Raw genomic sequence first — 16,534 nt, 5'->3', positions numbered from 1 at the left:
TCCTCTCGATTATCCAAAGTGTCCTGAAACATAATCTTCTGTTGCTTTAAGATTTGGCTGTGTGAAGATTTTACTTGTTTCATCGTATTCAATCAAGTCACCTGAATAGAAGAAAGCTGTATAGTCAGAGACACGACTGGCTTGTTGCATATTGTGCGTTACGATGATAATCGTATAGTCTTTTTTCAACTCTGTCATTGTTTCTTCGATTTGCATTGTTGAAATAGGATCCAAAGCTGATGCAGGCTCATCCATCAAGATGATTTCTGGTTTAACAGAGAGCGCACGTGCGATACAAAGACGTTGTGCTTGTCCTCCAGAGAGAGCCAAGGCTGACTTGTTAAGGTTGTCTTTGACTTGATCCCAGAGCGCTGCTTGCTTGAGTGACTTTTCAACAATTTCATCAAGTTTTTTCTTATCTTTTATTCCTTCACGACGATGGATGAAAGCAATATTTTCATAGATTGACTTAGGGAAGGGATTTGGTCTTTGGAAAACCATACCGATTTGTTTACGAACTTCGTAAACATTTACTTTAGGGTCACTGATATTCACGCCTTCATACATAATCTCACCTGTAACTCGGGCACCATCAATCGTATCATTCATACGATTAAGCGCACGGAGATAAGTAGACTTACCTGAACCAGAAGGCCCGATGAGAGCTGTAACCTGATTTTTAGGAAATTGCATAGAGACTCCATGAATTGCTTCTTTGGTGCCGTTATAGAAAACCCGCAAATCGTTTGTTGAAAGAGCGATGTCTTTATCGAAAGTCAAAATGTGACGTTCGTTCCAATCATAAGTTGCCATATTTTTCTATATTCCTTACTAATTTCCAGATGTGAGTTTTTTGTGGAGACGGTTTCCAAGGAAACGTGCCCCAAGGTTAAAGAGGAGAACAAAGATAATCAATACTGCAGAAGCTCCCGCAGAAATCTGTGTTGCAGTTGAAATTGTTCCTTCTGTATTTAAAGCCCAGATATGTACGGCCAAGGTTTCCGCTGGACGGAAAAGGGACAAGGGACTTGTCAATGACATAGGGTTCCAGTTTGCCCAGTTGATCGGCAAGTTGGTTTGACCAGCAGTATAGATCAAAGCTGCGGCTTCACCAAAAACACGTCCAGAAGACAGGATAACCCCTGTCAGGATACCGGGTACTGCAGCTGGCAAGATTACCTTTGTTGCTGTTTCCCATTTTGATAGGCCAAGTGCTAAGCCACCTTCACGTTGCATTGTTGGAATAGCACGGAGTGATTCTTCGACGTTACGCGTCATCAAAGGAAGATTGAAGACTGTAAGTGCAAGTGCACCTGACAAGACAGAAAAGCCAAGCCCAAACTGGATAACAAAGAGCAACATCCCGAAGAGACCAACAACGATTGAAGGAAGAGATGAGAGCACTTCAATAGCTGAACGAACTGCTCCTGTCAACCAGTGTTTTTGATTGGCATATTCTGAAAGATAGATTCCTGCACCAAGTGAGAGGGGGATAGAAATGATGAGCGTTACAACTAACAAGTAAACAGAGTTAAAGAGTTGAATCGCAATACCGCCACCTGTCAAGGGATTAGAAGGTGTTGTCAAGAATTCCCAAGATACATAAGGCAAACCCTTAATCAAAATATAAATCAAGAGAAATGCAAGGATAGCAACGATGATGCCTGAAAGGGCGTAAAGAACGCCTGTGGCAATTTTATCTGTGCGTTTAGCATTCATTATTTAAGACTTCCTTTCTTAGCAATAGCGCGCATAGCGATGTTGAAAACCAATGACATAATGAGAAGGAGGAGTCCAAGAGACCAAAGTGCGTTCAGTTGGATACCTGGTGTCGCATTTGGAATACCTGATGTCAAAATAGAAGTCAATGTTGAAGCAGGTGAAACAAGGTCTTGCGGCATAGTTACGGCATTACCTACAACCATTTGGATAGCCAAAGCTTCACCAAAGGCGCGAGCCATACCAAAGATTACAGCAGTCAAGATACCTGGTGCTGCTGCACGAAGAAGCACACGCCAGATAGTTTGCCAGCGTGTGGCTCCTAAACCGAGAGAAGCTTCACGATAGTGAGGCGGAATTGCTTTAAGGGCATCTACAGTCATTGAAGTAACAGTAGGAAGAATCATAACAAAGAGTACAAAGACACCAGCTAACAATCCTAGTCCTGTCCCCCCAAATGTATTACGGATGATTGGAACAACAACTGTTAAACCAATAAAACCATAAACAACCGAAGGAATCCCTACTAAAAGTTCAATAACAGGTTGCAAAATTTTGGCACCATACTTTGGTGAAATTTCTGTCATATAGATTCCTGCACCAATAGCAAAAGGTGTCGCTACCAATGCTGAAAGTACCGTAACAATCAATGATCCTGTAAACATTGGCAAAGCTCCAACTGCCGGTTTACCGTCAGGGCCAATAGCACCCGGTTCCCAATGTGTGCCAAAGAGGAAGCGGAAAGGGTTAACACCATCAACAAAGAAAGTTGATAGACCTTTTTGAGCGACAAAGACCAGAATAAGTCCAACGACAAAGACGATAATTGCGATACATAGGAACGTCAATGTCCTACCAAATTTTTCCAAGCGCGAGTCTTTCGAGCTTGAAAGTAATTTTTCTTTAATTTTTGAGTTTTCCATAATTACCTTACTAAATTATTTAATCGGTGTAACGTTACCTTTGTAATCGCGATCTACTTTCATTTCTGAAATAGGAATATAACCGAGTTTCTTAAGAGTAGCCGTATCATTTTTTACGTAACTGATAAAACGATTTTCTACAACATTTTCGTTTTTATTGTTGGTATACATGTGTTCATAAGACCAAACTTTCCATGTATTCGTTGTTACATTCTCATCGGAAGGTTGTACACCATCTAAGCTGAGAGGTTTCACACCTGGCTTGTGCATATAAGAGAAAGAAACGTAAGAAATCGCACCTGGGGTTTGACCAACCAATTGTACGACTGATCCGGAAGCATCTTGTGTGGGTCCATCAATTTCTCGTGCGCCATTCAAAGCAAAGTTATCAAAGTTAACACGTGTACCTGACCCTGATGTGCGTCCGATTACAGTAATTTCTTGATCCGGACCGCCCACTTCTTTCCAGTTTTTAATTTTACCAGTGAAAATATCAATAAGCTGAGCTTGAGTCACACCTGACAAATCAAGTTCTTTGTTTACGATGGGAGCAAAACCAATGGTAGCAACTTTATTCCCCGTAATTTTAGACGCATCAATGCCTGATTTTTCTTCCGCAAAAATATCTGAATTACCAATTTGGAAAGATCCAGCAACTACTTGTGCAAGACCGACACCAGATCCACCACCTTGAACCATAATAATATCTTCTGGATATTTTTTCATATAGTCCAAAGAAATTTGTTCTACCAAGGGTTTGAGAGCTGTTGAGCCACCCACGGTGACTTGATTTGAGTTCGGCCCGCATGCCGCTAAAGTCACAAGACTCATCGCTGCAAATAAAGCCATTAAAATTTTCTTTTTCATACCTTTATTTTAGCATAAACCCAGCCTAAATTACTAAAAGCTTGACGCTTACAATGTAAATAGTTTGTAAATAGAACGGCAAAGAGAGCACCTGAGAGCATTGCTCAAGTACTCTTGTCCTCACCGTCGTCATCAAGAAGGGCAAATTATCAATAAAGAATAAGATGCAAAGCAGCAAAACAAGAAGATTAAATGTATGAAAAGAAAATTTTAAGGTTTTGCTCAAACGAACTTTTTACAGTTTATTTATTGGTAATTTTACCTTGTGCGTCACGTTCTACTTTCATATCTGAAACTGGAATGTAGCCAAGGTCCTTGATTGTTTTTGTATCTTCAGTTACATATTTGATAAAATCTTTCTCAGCTGCTGTTTCTTTATCTTTGTTCGTGTACATATGCTCATATGACCATACTTTGTAGCTGTTATCTGCAACATTTTCATCCGTTGGTTCTACATTGTCAATACTCACGGGCTTGATGTCTTTGCTCTTATCGAGGTAAGAGAAAGCAACGTAAGAAATTGCTCCTGGTGTTTGCCCGACCATAGTGACTACTGTTCCTGAAGCATCTTGAGTTGGACCGTCAACTTCTGTTGCGCCCCCTAGAGCTAAGTTATCAAAGTTAACACGCGTTCCTGATCCAGCTGCACGTCCAATTACTGTGATTTTTTCATCTGGACCGCCAACTTCTTTCCAGTTTGTAACTTTGCCTGTGAAGACATCTGTCAACTGCTGTGTTGATAGATTTTTTACGTTGATATCTTTATTTATGATTGGAGCAAAACCAACAACAGCTACTTTATGGTCGTTCAATTTTGAAGCATCAATGCCTGATTTTTCTTCTGCAAAGATGTCGGAATTACCAATTTGGAAGGTTCCTGCTGAGACCTGAGTCAAACCTACGCCTGATCCACCACCTTGTACAGTAATTTGAACTTCTGGTTTTTTAGCTGTGTAGTCTGTTGAAGCTTGCTGTGCCATTGGCTGTAAAGCTGTCGAACCACCCGCAATGATTTTGCCTGAAGTAGCTGATGAGTCTGAGCTATTTGATGATGTGCTGCCATTGCCACAAGCTGCAAGAGTTAAAAGAGCCGCACCAGCGATAATTCCAGAAAGTAACTTTTTATTCATGAGATTTTCTCCAATAATTTTTTTGAGTTCCGTGTAAGCCCTTTTGCTTACATAACTATCTTAACATTGAATAAAGCTCATAAATGTAAATGCTTGGTAAATACTAAGTAAACGCTTGGTAAATGAGTCGTCTTTTTATTTAAGCTAACTTTTACCAGTTACAGACTATAATAAAAAGCCAGAAGTACTGGTACTCTGACTTTTTTTTAACGATTATAGGCTTTAAGTTGGCGTGCAATATCACGGTTCTGTTCTTTACGTTTTAGCGTCTCACGTTTATCGTATTGTTTTTTACCACGGGCAAGACCCATCAAGACTTTAGCAAAACCATTTTTAAGATAAACTTTTAAAGGAATAAAAGTAACCCCTGTACCCGTCAGTTCCTTCTCTATCTTGATAATCTCTTTTTTATTAAGAAGCAGTTTACGTGTACGTAATTCGTCCACATTAAAAATATTCCCTTGCTCAAAAGGAGCAATGTGCACATTTGAAAGCCAGACTTCGCCATCTCTTACCCGTGCAAAGCCATCTTTAAGTTGTATTTTTGATTGCCGAATGGATTTGATTTCTGTACCTGTGAGTACAATTCCTGCTTCAAAAGTTTCAAATATTTCATAGTCATGCCGTGCTTTTTTGTTTTGCGCTAGCGGCTTGTCTGCTGTATTTTTTACCATATTTTAATTATATCATATCCCCTGAGATAAACTTCTAATCTTCCTCAACATTCGTTAAGAAAAAGAGCCTTGAGAGGCTCTTTTTCTTAACAACGACTTTCTTTTTAACTTCAAGAAAGGGCCACGTTTTTGTTATATCCTTAAGATAATTTTGATCCTACATTTTCGATGAGTTCAGGAATACCCGCTGCATTTGAACCTCCAGCCATTGCCATGTCAGGTTTTCCGCCACCACGTCCATCGATGTAAGGAGCAAGCTCTTTAATCAAGTTTCCTGCTTTAACTTCTGAATTTTTGCTTGCTACAAGAAGACTAACTTTTTCCCCGATCTTAGCAACAAGTACAAGAACATCTGACAGGTCTTTTTGTTTCCAGATATCCGCAAGATTACGCAAACCATTGACATCTGGTACTGCTACTTCACTTGCGATAAAGCTTACATCGCCTGCTTTAAGTACATTTTGGAATACTTCTTCAGATTGACTAGCAGCCAATTTACCTGCTAAAGCATCATTTTCTTTTTGAGCAGCTTTGAGTTCTTCTTGGATTGCTGTTACTTTAGCGACAACTTGTGATGCTTGTGGTGCTTTTACAACTGCAGCAACTTCACTCAATGTGTTTTCAGCATCTTTGAAGGCTTCATAAGCTTTTTGGCCTGTTACAGCAACGATACGACGAACCCCTGAACCGATACCTTCTTCTTTAATAATCTTGAAAAGACCGATTTCGCTAGTTGTTGCCGCATGTGTTCCACCACAAAGTTCAACAGAGTAATCCCCAATCGTAACGACACGTACATTTTTCCCGTATTTTTCACCAAAGAGGGCCATCGCACCCATTTCTTTAGCGGTATCGATATCTGTTTCAACAGTTTCAACAGCCAATGATTGCCAGATAACTTCGTTCACTTGACGCTCAATCGCTGCTAACTCTTCTTTACTTACTTGTGCAAAGTGTGTAAAGTCAAAGCGGAGGAATTCTACTTCATTAAGAGATCCTGCTTGAAGCGCATGTTCTCCGACAATATTGTGCAATGCTGCGTGAAGCAAGTGAGTAGCAGTGTGATTTTTAACTATGCCTTGACGACGCTCAGTATCAATTTCAAGTGTATAAGTTTCACCAACCACAAGAGTTGAAAGAATATCAACCATATGCAAGTTTTGACCATTTGGAGCATGTTGGACGTCATTAACCTCAGCTACAACTTTTCCAGCGGCATTTTTAATCACACCATGGTCAGAAACTTGACCACCCATTTCAGCATAAAATGGTGTTTTATCAAAGATTAATTGTGCTTCACCGATAACTGTATCTACTTTTTCATCATCTTTAACAGCCACCAGTAATTTAGCATCATATTTTTCAACTTCATAAAGGAACTCAGACTCTTCTTTAATTGATTGAAGTGTTTCATTTTGAGCGCCCATTGAGCCCCCTTTGACGACAGCAGCACGTGCACGATCTTGTTGCTCTTTCATCGCTGCTTGGAAGCCTTCATGGTCAATCTTGAAGCCTGCATCTTCTGCTAATTCTTCAGTTAATTCCACTGGGAAGCCATATGTGTCATAGAGGCGGAAGATATCTTGACCTTCAAGCATTGTTTTGCCTTCTTCTTTAAGTTTAGCAAGTAATTCATCAAGAAGTTTGCTTCCTCCATCAATTGTACGACCAAATGCTTCCTCTTCACGGTCAACGATTTGCATGATGAAGTCTTGTTTCTCAAGTACTTCAGGATAGTAAGATTCCATGATTTTACCTACAACAGGTACAAATTGAGCTAAGAACTTACCTTCGATACCCAACTTCTTACCATGCATAACAGCACGGCGGAGAAGGCGACGAAGTACATAACCACGTCCTTCATTTCCAGGCAAAGCACCATCGCCAATAGCAAAACTAAGCGCACGAATATGGTCAGCAATAACTTTAAAGCTCATGTTATCGCCATCTGGATCATAAGTTTTTCCAGAAATACGTTCAATCTCGCGAATAATCGGCAGGAAGAGATCTGTATCAAAGTTTGTTTTACCACCTTGGATGATACAAACCATACGTTCAAGACCCATTCCCGTATCAATATTTTTTTGTGGCAATTCTTTGTATTCACTGCGTGGAATAGCAGGATCAGCATTAAATTGAGACAAAACGATATTATAAATTTCAATATAACGATCGTTCTCAATATCTTCTGCTAAAAGTTTTAGACCAATATTCTCTGGATCATATGCTTCACCACGGTCGAAGAAGATTTCCGTATCAGGACCTGAAGGACCAGCCCCAATTTCCCAGAAGTTATCTTCAATTGGTACTAAATGGCTTGCATCTACACCCAGTTCTACCCAACGATTAAATGTATCTTTGTCATCTGGGTAGTAAGTGATATAAAGTTTTTCTGCTGGAAAGTCAAAATATTCACTGCTTGTAAGCATTTCCCAAGCATAAGCTAAAGCTTCTTTGCGGAAATAATCTCCAATTGAGAAGTTTCCTAACATTTCAAACATTGTATGATGGCGTGCTGTTTTACCAACGTTTTCAATATCATTTGTCCGAATTGATTTTTGAGCATTTGTAATACGTGGATTTTCAGGTACAACGGATCCATCAAAGTATTGTTTCAAAGTAGCAACACCTGAGTTGATCCAAAGCAAAGTTGGGTCATTAACAGGAACCAAAGATTGTGATGGTTCAATAGAGTGGCCCTTTGCTTGGAAGAAATCAAGGAACATTTGGCGTACTTCTGTAGAAGTCATTTTTTTCATAATTACTCTCCTAATAAAATAATTTACGTTTATATTTTTATGTGAAATTTCACACAATGTCAAAACAAAAAATCCATCGTAAACGAGGGGCGTCACTTACGCGGTACCACCCTCATTCACGATGAATACATCGTCTCTATTTTGCTTGGTAAAGCAGCTTGCCCTGCTATATGAAAATCAAAAGATTTTCAGCACATTGACCTATCGGCTTTCACCCTATACCGACTCTCTGTAAGGTCATTTAATTTGTTTTTTATTTAGATGAACTTGATGTGAATTGTGAGAAGATTGAAGAGAAGGCTTCCTCTTTAACAGTCACATTGTGTGCTTTAAGATATTCTCCAATTACACCGGCAACATAAGTAGTATCAGCCATTTTCTGTGTTTTAATCACGTTTTTAAGTTGATCTTTATATTTGTTCATATCTGAACCTTTATCCGATGTTTTAATCATCTTAACAACATAGTAGCTTGTCGCTCCAGTAGAAGTATTTGTTGACTCGATTACATCTGAAACTTCACCATTTTTCAACTTGAAGGCAGCTGTCTGTACTTCTGAAGGAACAGTAGTGCTTGTTGAATCAAATTTTTGTTTGTTGCTGGCGTTGTCTTTTTCAAACTTAGCTGCATCTTCTTTAGCCGATTTTCTAGCCTTAGTTGCTGCATCTTTAGTTGTTTCAGGTACAACAATTGCTTCGACTTCTGGATGGAAGTCTGCCCAAGCTGCTTTTAAGTTAGCATCTGTATATTGTGTATCAGAGATTTTTTTCTCAATGGCATATTCTTGCAAAAGTTGAAGACGGACGTAAGATTTATAGCTGCTTTCAGTGAAACCTTGTTGTTGCAAGGCTGCTGCAAACTGGTCACCCATTTGTTTTTTAGTCTCATCAAACTTCGCTTGAACATCTTTATCCGAAACTTTATCCCCAAAGTCTTTTTCAAACATTTTTGACATAGTCAAATTTTGTAAAAGAGATGTTGCTGGCATACCTGGGAATTCTTTTGCCTGCTTATAGAAATCATTAACATTAATTGTATCACCCTTCATAGTGATGATATTAGCACCTGTCGAATTATTATTTCCACATGCTGATAATGTAATAAGTCCTACAGCTGCAACAACTGTTGCAAGCAAAATATTCAGTTTTTTAAATTTCAAAGTTTTCTCCTTGTGCGGGTATAATCCCTTGATACATTTAGTTGTTGTAACATTATTATAACACAAAACATTAAATAAACCTAAACCACTTCGGTACTTTTTCCTTTTTTAATCATCAAGATTCCATCGCCGAGCGGAACCATACTGGCGCGATATTTTGGATTATCTAAAACTTCATCAAAAAGACGACGAAGTCCACGCTCTAAAGCACGTTGTGTCCGTTTAATTTCCATAATAGGGATAAGAATTTCGCCCCCTTGAAAAATATCATCCATGATGATGACCCCATTTTCAGAAAGTAATTCCATTGCTCTCGGTAAAAATTCGACATACTTAGACTTAGCTGAATCCATAAAAATAAAGTCAAATTCGCCTCGCAAATCTGCTAAAAGATCTGCTGCATCTCCTTCCAAGAGAGTAATTTGCTTGTTACGGTCATATATGGCGAGATTTTCTCTGGCTAAGGCAATCATTTCAGGGTTGCGATCAATGGTGATTATTTCTGCATCAGGTGCTGCTTCTGCCATCATCAATGCTGAAAAACCAATCGCTGTGCCTACTTCGAGAATTCTTTTGGGTTTCATCATATCCAAAAGCAATTGAAAATACACAACTGTTTCATGCGGAATTATCGGAATATTATTTTCATGAGCAAAACTTTCGACATCTTTTAGTGGCCCGGTAATCTGTGTTTGACGTTCACGCATAAATTCAACAATCTCTTCTTTTACGACAGGACGATTCATCATTGGATTACTTGTTCTCTTATATGTTAAAACCATTATAAATGGACTCCTTTTTCTACTAACTTTTCAAGTTCACTCAAACGTTTTTCAAAAACAGCAAAGGCTGAATCCAAATATTCACTACCTTCCATATCAACTCCAGCCTTAGCAATTACAGCAAGCGGATAATCACTCGAACCTGCTTTAAGGTAGTTTAAGTATTTTTCTCGCGCGCTTTCGCCATTATGAAGAATGTTTTCCGCAAGATAACTTGCAGCTGCAAATCCTGTTGCATATTGGAAAACATAATAATTGTAGTAGAAGTGAGGAATACGTGCCCATTCGTATTGAATTTCTGGATTATCTTTAGCAGATAAACCATAATATTTTTCATTGAGCTTAGCATACAGGTTATTCATAAATTCGCTGGTTAAGACTGTTCCTTCTTGATCCGCCTTATGTATATCATGCTCAAACTCTGCAAACTGACTTTGGCGAAAGACCGTACCACGGAACCCATCAAGCCAATGGTTAAGAATCGCAAATCGCTCTTTTTCGTCTTCAGTTTCAGCGAGCAGACTTTCTGTCAATAGATTTTCATTTGTAGTTGAAGCAATCTCTGCAAGGAATATTGGATAATCTCCATAGGCGTAAGGTTGATTTTCTCGCGTAAAGGTCGAGTGCATACTGTGTCCCATTTCATGGACGAGCGTAAATAAATCATCGAGCGTTTCCTGCCAATTCAAGAGCATGAAGGCATTTGTATCATAAGATCCACCAGAATAAGCCCCTGACCGTTTACCTATATTTTCCTCAACATCTATCCATCGCTCATCAAATGCTTTTTTTACCCGAACGGAGTATTCTGTACCATAGACACCGAGAACTTCTTGGGCTTTCTGAACAGCAGCTTCATAATTAAATTTATAATCAAGATTAGATAAAGGGGTATAGACATCATACATCTTCAAATCCCCTTCCAAACCAAGAATCTGTTCACGAAGACGCATATAACGATGTAAAAGGGGCAAATGTTTATTTACAGCTTCTAAAAGTTTGTCGTAAACTTTTTCTGGAATAAAATTATTTGAGAGAGCTGCTTGACGTGCTGAACTGTACCCCCGTGCTTTAGCCATGAAATTATGAACTTTTACATTTGTTTGAAGTGTTTTAGCATAGGTATGCTGATATTGTTCATAATTACTGTAAAGCGCTTGGTAAGCTGCCTTACGAACCTTGCGGTCCTTGCTTTCCATAAGCGAAATATAGTTGCCATGCGTCAATTGAATCTCTTCTTTGTCATCCTTAACCACAGGAAGATTAATATCGGCATTGTCAAAAATTTCAAAGGTGTCCGCAGCTGCCCCAAAAATTTCTCCCGCAGATGCCAGGAGTTTTTCCTCTTTTTGGGTTAAAACATGGGCTTTTTTGGCAAATAGACGCTCAAACATATGCGCATATTGCTTAAGTTTTGGTTCTTCTTCCAAGAATTTTTCATAATCTTTTTGAGTAAGCTCTAAAAATTCTGGTTCATAAAAAGCAAATCTTTCACTAAATTTCGCATATAAATTAGTTGCTTTAGCCTCATATTCTTGGTAAAGACTTACTTGTGTATCTTGGTCATGTTTCATGGAGGCATAAACGTAGACTTTTTCAACCGCTTGTGAAAGTTCCAGCTCTGCCTCAGTAATTTCTAATAAATTATGCGCGCTATCTAGAAGATGGCCTTCATACTGCTCCACTGATTCTAATTTTTCTTGGAGCTCTGCTAGTTCCGCTTCCCATGCTTCATCATTTTTAAATATTGTTGTTAAATCCCAGGTTAAACTTTCAGCTATTTCATCTCGTTTTTTTGCCATTTCGCTCCCCATCTTCTTTTTTATTTTTACCCTTAATTATAGCATAGAAGCACGGGGCGTGCAGGATTTCTATTCCTTCCGCTTCAAAATTTTCATAAAAATTTTGGTAGTAGTCCACTAAGGAAGTTTCGATTTGACAAAAGGTCTCTTTTACGTCTTTCTCAAAACTGTATGTTAATAAATTCAAACCAGGCGGACTCCAGTAATTTTTATTCCAGTCCTCCATCAATAAGTTTTTACCTACTTGATAATATTTTTCTTGTATCTTAAGCCATTTTGGAGTACGATGATACAGTTGTTTTTGGATAAAGGATCTCATTTTCTCGTTTTTGGGAACTTTTATATTCAATTTCTTTTGTGCTTTAAAAGGCAGACGGAGAATTTCAATAATATCTCCACGCAACAAATCAAATTCCTCAGTCAGGTAAATCATCCTTCCTTGCAAGTCTTGATGAATGAGTGACTTCAAACGTATCTTTTGGTTATCTAAATCAAGTTCCCAAAAATAAAAGCCATAGTCTTCGGAATAGTAGAGCAAATTTTTTTGCAAGCTAGTCAATGAGTTTTTAAGCCATAAATCCCTGCCTTGAAGCCATAGAACAAAGTACCCCGCCTTACGATAATTCTCCGTTCTTTCGACTAAGCGCTGTAATGAAAGAGAGGAACACTGCACCTCAATCACCAATCGATCATTGACTAATAAATCTGCTGTTTGTTGAATTTCAGGAAGATATTTTTCGATTTCGACCTTTTCCTTTTGCGAAAACCACTGATACAAATTTAGCTTTAGTTCTAAATGCTGGGCCGATTCATGTTCACTCCATGAATCACACCCCTCGAGAGAGACATGAGCAAAGTGTGGCGTTTTTATGGTTCCCCGTTTCAAACGTAAGGGTGATTTACAAGCAGGACAATAGAAAGCTCCTTGCAAATCGGGCTTTTCTAATATATTGATTGCTTTTCCTTGTTCATCTAAAGCTACTAACATATCATCTAGTACGAAAAATATTATTAACTATCACTTCTAACTAAAAAAGCTCAAAAAATTGAGCTTTTTTCTAACATATTTTAACGCTTAAATACAATGTGCTCCATAAACAAGATAAACAAAGAGAAAGCAATAAAGATACCTGTAATTAAGCCTACCCAGAAAATATGTTTTCGTCGTTGACTATTCATTACTGCAATAAATTCACGGATAAATGCTGGAAGTCGAAAATACATCGGTGTTTTACCCCCAATGCCTCCTTGTGCATTGAGTCCTTGCTGAGCGGCAAAGAGTGCTGCTCGAAAAACGTGATAATCAGAAGAGAAAAAGAGAAACTCCTCATTAGCTTTATCTTCAATCTTTTCAATCAAGGACGATGAGAATTTTAAATTTTCAAAGGTTGTTCTTGATTGATCTTCAATCAATGTCCGTTCTTCCGGAAAGCCAAGCTTCTCAACAGCATATTTTTGCATAGCAACAGCTTCAGGAATTTGTTCATCAGCCCCCTGCCCACCTGAAAAAACCAAAATGGTTTCAGGAGAGGCTACAGCAATTCCCGCACGGATTCTGTTTGCTAATAGTGGGCTTACTTCTCGACCATTAATGAGACCCGAGCCTAAGACAACATGATATTTAGCAGACTTCTTACGAAAACGGCGACCATAGGTCCAGCTGGCAAAAAAGAAAACAATAAATTGCCAAACGAGATAAATTGCTAGAACTGGATAAGTATAACTCAAAAGTTGTAACCAAACCCAACCCTCAGACAAGTTTGCTACGCGGATATAGAGCCAGTCCACCAAGAAGAAAACAAACATAATAGCAGGTAAAATGAGGTTTGCTAAACTGTGAGTTTCTCGTCGCCACATTTTAATAGTCAGAACAACTATACTAATAGGCACGACAAAACTAATCATAAAAGTTGGAATCAGAAAGATAGCGAGTTCGATAGCTAATATCACTAAAATAACATTACTGTGATAGTTATAATTAGCAGAGAAAATAATCCCCATAATACCGTTAAACAAGACAAAAATACTGGCTAAAAAACCAATGGTTAAGCGTCCTAAGCGAAGTGTTCTCAAATCTTTCATACGATGTGACTTTGTATAAAAAATAACAGTGGGTATCAAAGCAAAAAAACTGATTACCGAGAATATAATAATAAAAGGTGTTTCCATAATATTATTTTAACATAAAAATCCGCTTACGAAAGCGGATTTCTCTTTTAATATCAGGCTATAAGCTTGAGTTCTTATAGAATAGCTAGTACTGCAAAGTTCAATGCAAAGGCGATTGCTACCACCCAAATGATTGGTTTAACTTCTTTAATTTTACCTGTGAACAGTTTAGAGAAGATATATGTGATAAATCCTGCAGCAATACCGTATGAAATAGAATATCCAAGCCCCATAAATACTGAAGCAAAGAAGGCTGGAATAGCTTCACTTAACTCAGACCAATTAATTTCTTTGAATGATGACAACATCATCATACCCACAATAATAAGGATTGGCGCTGTAGCTTGTGTTGGAACGATAGCAAGCAAAGGTAAGAAGAGACTTGAAATAGCGAACATTACAGCGACCACAATTGAAGTCAAACCTGTGCGTCCTCCTGCTCCAATACCTGCAGCTGACTCAACATAAACTGTTGTATTTGATGTTCCAAAGATCGCACCGATTGGAGTGGCAATCATATCAGCAAAGAGAGCTTTATCCATCTTAGATGAGAAACCTTTACTGTTTGCCATATCCACGAAGTCTTGATCAGAAAAGATACCTGTGCTGCGGCCTGTACCAATGAAAGTTCCAATCGGATCAAAAATAGAAGTTAAAGAGAAGGCCAAGATAGTCATAAGAACTTCAATAATACGTGAAGAATCAGAGAATAAGCTTCCAAAGCCTTGTGAGCCAAAGGCCGCACCAAATGTAGTGCCCATTTCATTGATCGCTGTTCCAAGATTGTTATCCGCAAACAAGGTAGCCATATCAACTTTTGTTACGCCTGTCAAAAGCGCAAGAACAGTTGTAACCGCGATTGAAAGAAGAATTCCTGCTTTCCATTTGCGGAGAACGAAGAACATTGTAACAAGAATCCCCACAAGAGCAATCAATACTCCTGGGTCATCAAATTTTACAAGTCCAGGAACGATAGTGGAATCTGCTGTGATTGTGCCATGGTTGTCAGAATAAGTACCTGGTGAGGCAATAAATTCTAAGATACTAGCATTTTTGATACCAATATAAGCGATGAAAATCCCGATACCACCACCAATAGCATGCTGTAAGCTTTCTGGAATTCCCAGAACAATCGCTTTACGAATTGAAGTAAACGTAATAATGATATTTACGATACCACAAATAAAGACCATAGCTAAAGCTTCTTGCCAAGTATAGCCAAGAGAAAGGACAACGGTATAAGCAAAAAAGGCGTTAATTCCCATCCCTGGTGCAAGGGCATAAGGTACATTAGCAATCAAACCAATAGCTACAGAACCAACGATAGAAGCCAAGATAGTGGCTAAGAATACTGCTTGAACGGGCATACCTGTTGATCCTAAAACATCAGGATTGACAAATAAAATATAGCTCATAGCAAAGAAGGTAGTAATACCTGCCATAATTTCACGGCCAACAGTTGTGCCGTTTTCTTCAAGTTTAAAGAACTTGTTCACGAGGATGATCTCCCTTTTCTAATATAATAAAAAGATAATTATTTCTACATTCCTATTCTAATGACTTTCCCTATTACTTTCAATCTATTTAGAGATATTTAGTTAATTAGTTACAAGAATGTCCGGAAATATCTAACATTTAATTGCAATCGCTTTTTTTCATTCAGGAATTTACGATTATGTTATAATGGCCTTAGTATTTATTATTTAGAAAGCAGAACAACTTCTATGGACAAGAACACTCAAAAGCTTATTGCCATTGACCTTGATGGAACAACACTTCTTAGTGATGGTAAAACGATTAGTCGTTATACAAAATACGTCTTCAAACGTATTGAAGAACTGGGGCATATCATCTGTATATCAACAGGCCGCCCCTTTCGTATGTCCTTAGATATTTACCGTGAGCTAGAGCTTAAAAGTCCCATGATTAACTTTAATGGTGCATTAATCTCCAAGCCTGATAATCGTAATTGGGAGCATACAAAAGGACATTATATTGATCGCTCATTTGTATTTGATTTTTTACGTCACCAACAAAATTTCGATTTAGAATTTTTTGCAGTTGAATATCGCCGCAAGTTCTTCTTGAACAGTTTCCGTAATGTCGAGCCGAAGTTATTTGGAGTGGATAAATTTCATCCTTACAACCGTCTCCGTGCGGATCGACTCGATGATAATCCGCATGCGGTCTTGCTTTCCACCCGCGTCAAAGACAAGTTCCGTCTTGCTAAACAAATCCAAGACCACTATAATGGAAAAGTCAATGTAAGTGGCTGGGGGGGACCAAACGGCATACTTGAAATTGTCCCTAAAGGAGTCAGTAAAGCTTCAGGGCTTAAACATCTGCTCAAGGTTCTAGATATTCCTAGAGAAAATTTAATTGCTTTTGGTGATGAACATAATGATATTGAGATGTTTAAACTTGCCGAAGAAGCCTACGCGATGAAGAACGCTTCTTATCGACTTATCCCCTATGCCACAGAAATTATACCTTGGACAAATGATGAAGATGGGGTGGCGCGAAAGCTAGAAGAGCTTTTTTTGAAATAAT

The 16,534-nt window shown here is 38.5% G+C and carries 14 protein-coding genes; 1 reads left to right on the top strand and 13 read right to left on the bottom strand.

What is annotated here, in order from left to right:
• Positions 1-9 precede the first annotated feature (9 nt).
• From pstB to I6G50_RS00970, 13 genes are all read right to left on the bottom strand, one after another.
• On the bottom strand, positions 10-813 hold the full coding sequence (gene pstB, locus I6G50_RS01030) for a phosphate ABC transporter ATP-binding protein PstB (RefSeq protein ID WP_003134985.1): 804 nt from the start codon (positions 811-813) through the stop codon (positions 10-12).
• An 18-nt stretch (positions 814-831) separates the two neighbouring features.
• Complete coding sequence (gene pstA / locus I6G50_RS01025) at positions 832-1,719, bottom strand: phosphate ABC transporter permease PstA (RefSeq protein WP_003134986.1); 888 nt, start codon at positions 1,717-1,719, stop codon at positions 832-834.
• Positions 1,719-2,642, bottom strand: coding sequence for a phosphate ABC transporter permease subunit PstC (gene pstC, locus I6G50_RS01020; RefSeq protein ID WP_081164993.1), 924 nt, complete (start codon positions 2,640-2,642; stop codon positions 1,719-1,721). Before pstC ends, pstA begins: the two co-directional genes overlap by 1 nt.
• Positions 2,643-2,657: 15 nt before the next feature.
• On the bottom strand, positions 2,658-3,509 hold the full coding sequence (locus tag I6G50_RS01015) for a phosphate ABC transporter substrate-binding protein (protein WP_003134991.1): 852 nt from the start codon (positions 3,507-3,509) through the stop codon (positions 2,658-2,660).
• 242 nt (positions 3,510-3,751) lie between these two features.
• The gene (locus tag I6G50_RS01010; RefSeq protein WP_003134993.1) at positions 3,752-4,639 is read right to left on the bottom strand and encodes a PstS family phosphate ABC transporter substrate-binding protein; all 888 of its coding nucleotides are present in this window, start codon (positions 4,637-4,639) and stop codon (positions 3,752-3,754) included.
• A 206-nt stretch (positions 4,640-4,845) separates the two neighbouring features.
• The gene (gene smpB / locus I6G50_RS01005; protein WP_003134995.1) at positions 4,846-5,313 is read right to left on the bottom strand and encodes an SsrA-binding protein SmpB; all 468 of its coding nucleotides are present in this window, start codon (positions 5,311-5,313) and stop codon (positions 4,846-4,848) included.
• A 140-nt stretch (positions 5,314-5,453) separates the two neighbouring features.
• Positions 5,454-8,072, bottom strand: coding sequence for an alanine--tRNA ligase (gene alaS / locus I6G50_RS01000; protein WP_197908903.1), 2,619 nt, complete (start codon positions 8,070-8,072; stop codon positions 5,454-5,456).
• A 253-nt stretch (positions 8,073-8,325) separates the two neighbouring features.
• Positions 8,326-9,231, bottom strand: a complete 906-nt coding sequence (locus tag I6G50_RS00995; protein WP_081165004.1) for a peptidyl-prolyl cis-trans isomerase — start codon at positions 9,229-9,231, stop codon at positions 8,326-8,328.
• A gap of 80 nt (positions 9,232-9,311) precedes the next feature.
• Positions 9,312-10,013: an O-methyltransferase gene (locus I6G50_RS00990; protein WP_197908902.1), complete on the bottom strand. Its 702-nt coding sequence runs from the start codon at positions 10,011-10,013 to the stop codon at positions 9,312-9,314.
• Positions 10,013-11,815, bottom strand: a complete 1,803-nt coding sequence (gene pepF / locus I6G50_RS00985) for an oligoendopeptidase F (RefSeq protein WP_197908901.1) — start codon at positions 11,813-11,815, stop codon at positions 10,013-10,015. The genes I6G50_RS00990 and pepF overlap by 1 nt, the downstream gene beginning before the upstream one ends.
• On the bottom strand, positions 11,796-12,803 hold the full coding sequence (locus I6G50_RS00980) for a competence protein CoiA (RefSeq protein WP_197908900.1): 1,008 nt from the start codon (positions 12,801-12,803) through the stop codon (positions 11,796-11,798). The genes pepF and I6G50_RS00980 overlap by 20 nt, the downstream gene beginning before the upstream one ends.
• 80 nt (positions 12,804-12,883) lie before the next feature.
• Positions 12,884-13,984 (bottom strand): YdcF family protein, encoded by a 1,101-nt coding sequence (locus tag I6G50_RS00975; protein WP_197908899.1) that lies wholly within the window; start codon positions 13,982-13,984, stop codon positions 12,884-12,886.
• Between the two features lie 74 nt (positions 13,985-14,058).
• Positions 14,059-15,480: an NCS2 family permease gene (locus I6G50_RS00970; protein WP_197908898.1), complete on the bottom strand. Its 1,422-nt coding sequence runs from the start codon at positions 15,478-15,480 to the stop codon at positions 14,059-14,061.
• A gap of 228 nt (positions 15,481-15,708) precedes the next feature.
• Here I6G50_RS00970 and I6G50_RS00965 point away from each other — a divergent pair, with 228 nt between their 5' ends.
• A complete protein-coding gene (locus tag I6G50_RS00965; protein WP_081165018.1) occupies positions 15,709-16,533 on the top strand; it encodes a Cof-type HAD-IIB family hydrolase in 825 nt (274 codons plus the stop codon).
• Position 16,534 lies beyond the last annotated feature (1 nt).

The organism is Lactococcus garvieae, assembly GCF_016027715.1.
In the GTDB taxonomy this organism is placed as follows: domain Bacteria; phylum Bacillota; class Bacilli; order Lactobacillales; family Streptococcaceae; genus Lactococcus; species Lactococcus garvieae_A.
Note: the sequence above shows the minus strand (reverse complement) of the source record. Positions and strands in the feature narration are given on the sequence as shown.

Excerpts from the sequence above, each read along its gene's own strand:
- pstB (WP_003134985.1), bottom strand. The coding sequence starts at position 813 with ATGGCAACTTATGATTGGAACGAACGTCACATTTTGACTTTCGATAAA.
- pstA (WP_003134986.1), bottom strand. The coding sequence starts at position 1,719 with ATGAATGCTAAACGCACAGATAAAATTGCCACAGGCGTTCTTTACGCC.
- pstC (WP_081164993.1), bottom strand. The coding sequence starts at position 2,642 with ATGGAAAACTCAAAAATTAAAGAAAAATTACTTTCAAGCTCGAAAGAC.
- I6G50_RS01015 (WP_003134991.1), bottom strand. The coding sequence starts at position 3,509 with ATGAAAAAGAAAATTTTAATGGCTTTATTTGCAGCGATGAGTCTTGTG.
- I6G50_RS01010 (WP_003134993.1), bottom strand. The coding sequence starts at position 4,639 with ATGAATAAAAAGTTACTTTCTGGAATTATCGCTGGTGCGGCTCTTTTA.
- smpB (WP_003134995.1), bottom strand. The coding sequence starts at position 5,313 with ATGGTAAAAAATACAGCAGACAAGCCGCTAGCGCAAAACAAAAAAGCA.
- alaS (WP_197908903.1), bottom strand. The coding sequence starts at position 8,072 with ATGAAAAAAATGACTTCTACAGAAGTACGCCAAATGTTCCTTGATTTC.
- I6G50_RS00990 (WP_197908902.1), bottom strand. The coding sequence starts at position 10,013 with ATGGTTTTAACATATAAGAGAACAAGTAATCCAATGATGAATCGTCCT.
- pepF (WP_197908901.1), bottom strand. The coding sequence starts at position 11,815 with ATGGCAAAAAAACGAGATGAAATAGCTGAAAGTTTAACCTGGGATTTA.
- I6G50_RS00980 (WP_197908900.1), bottom strand. The coding sequence starts at position 12,803 with ATGTTAGTAGCTTTAGATGAACAAGGAAAAGCAATCAATATATTAGAA.
- I6G50_RS00975 (WP_197908899.1), bottom strand. The coding sequence starts at position 13,984 with ATGGAAACACCTTTTATTATTATATTCTCGGTAATCAGTTTTTTTGCT.
- I6G50_RS00965 (WP_081165018.1), top strand. The coding sequence starts at position 15,709 with ATGGACAAGAACACTCAAAAGCTTATTGCCATTGACCTTGATGGAACA.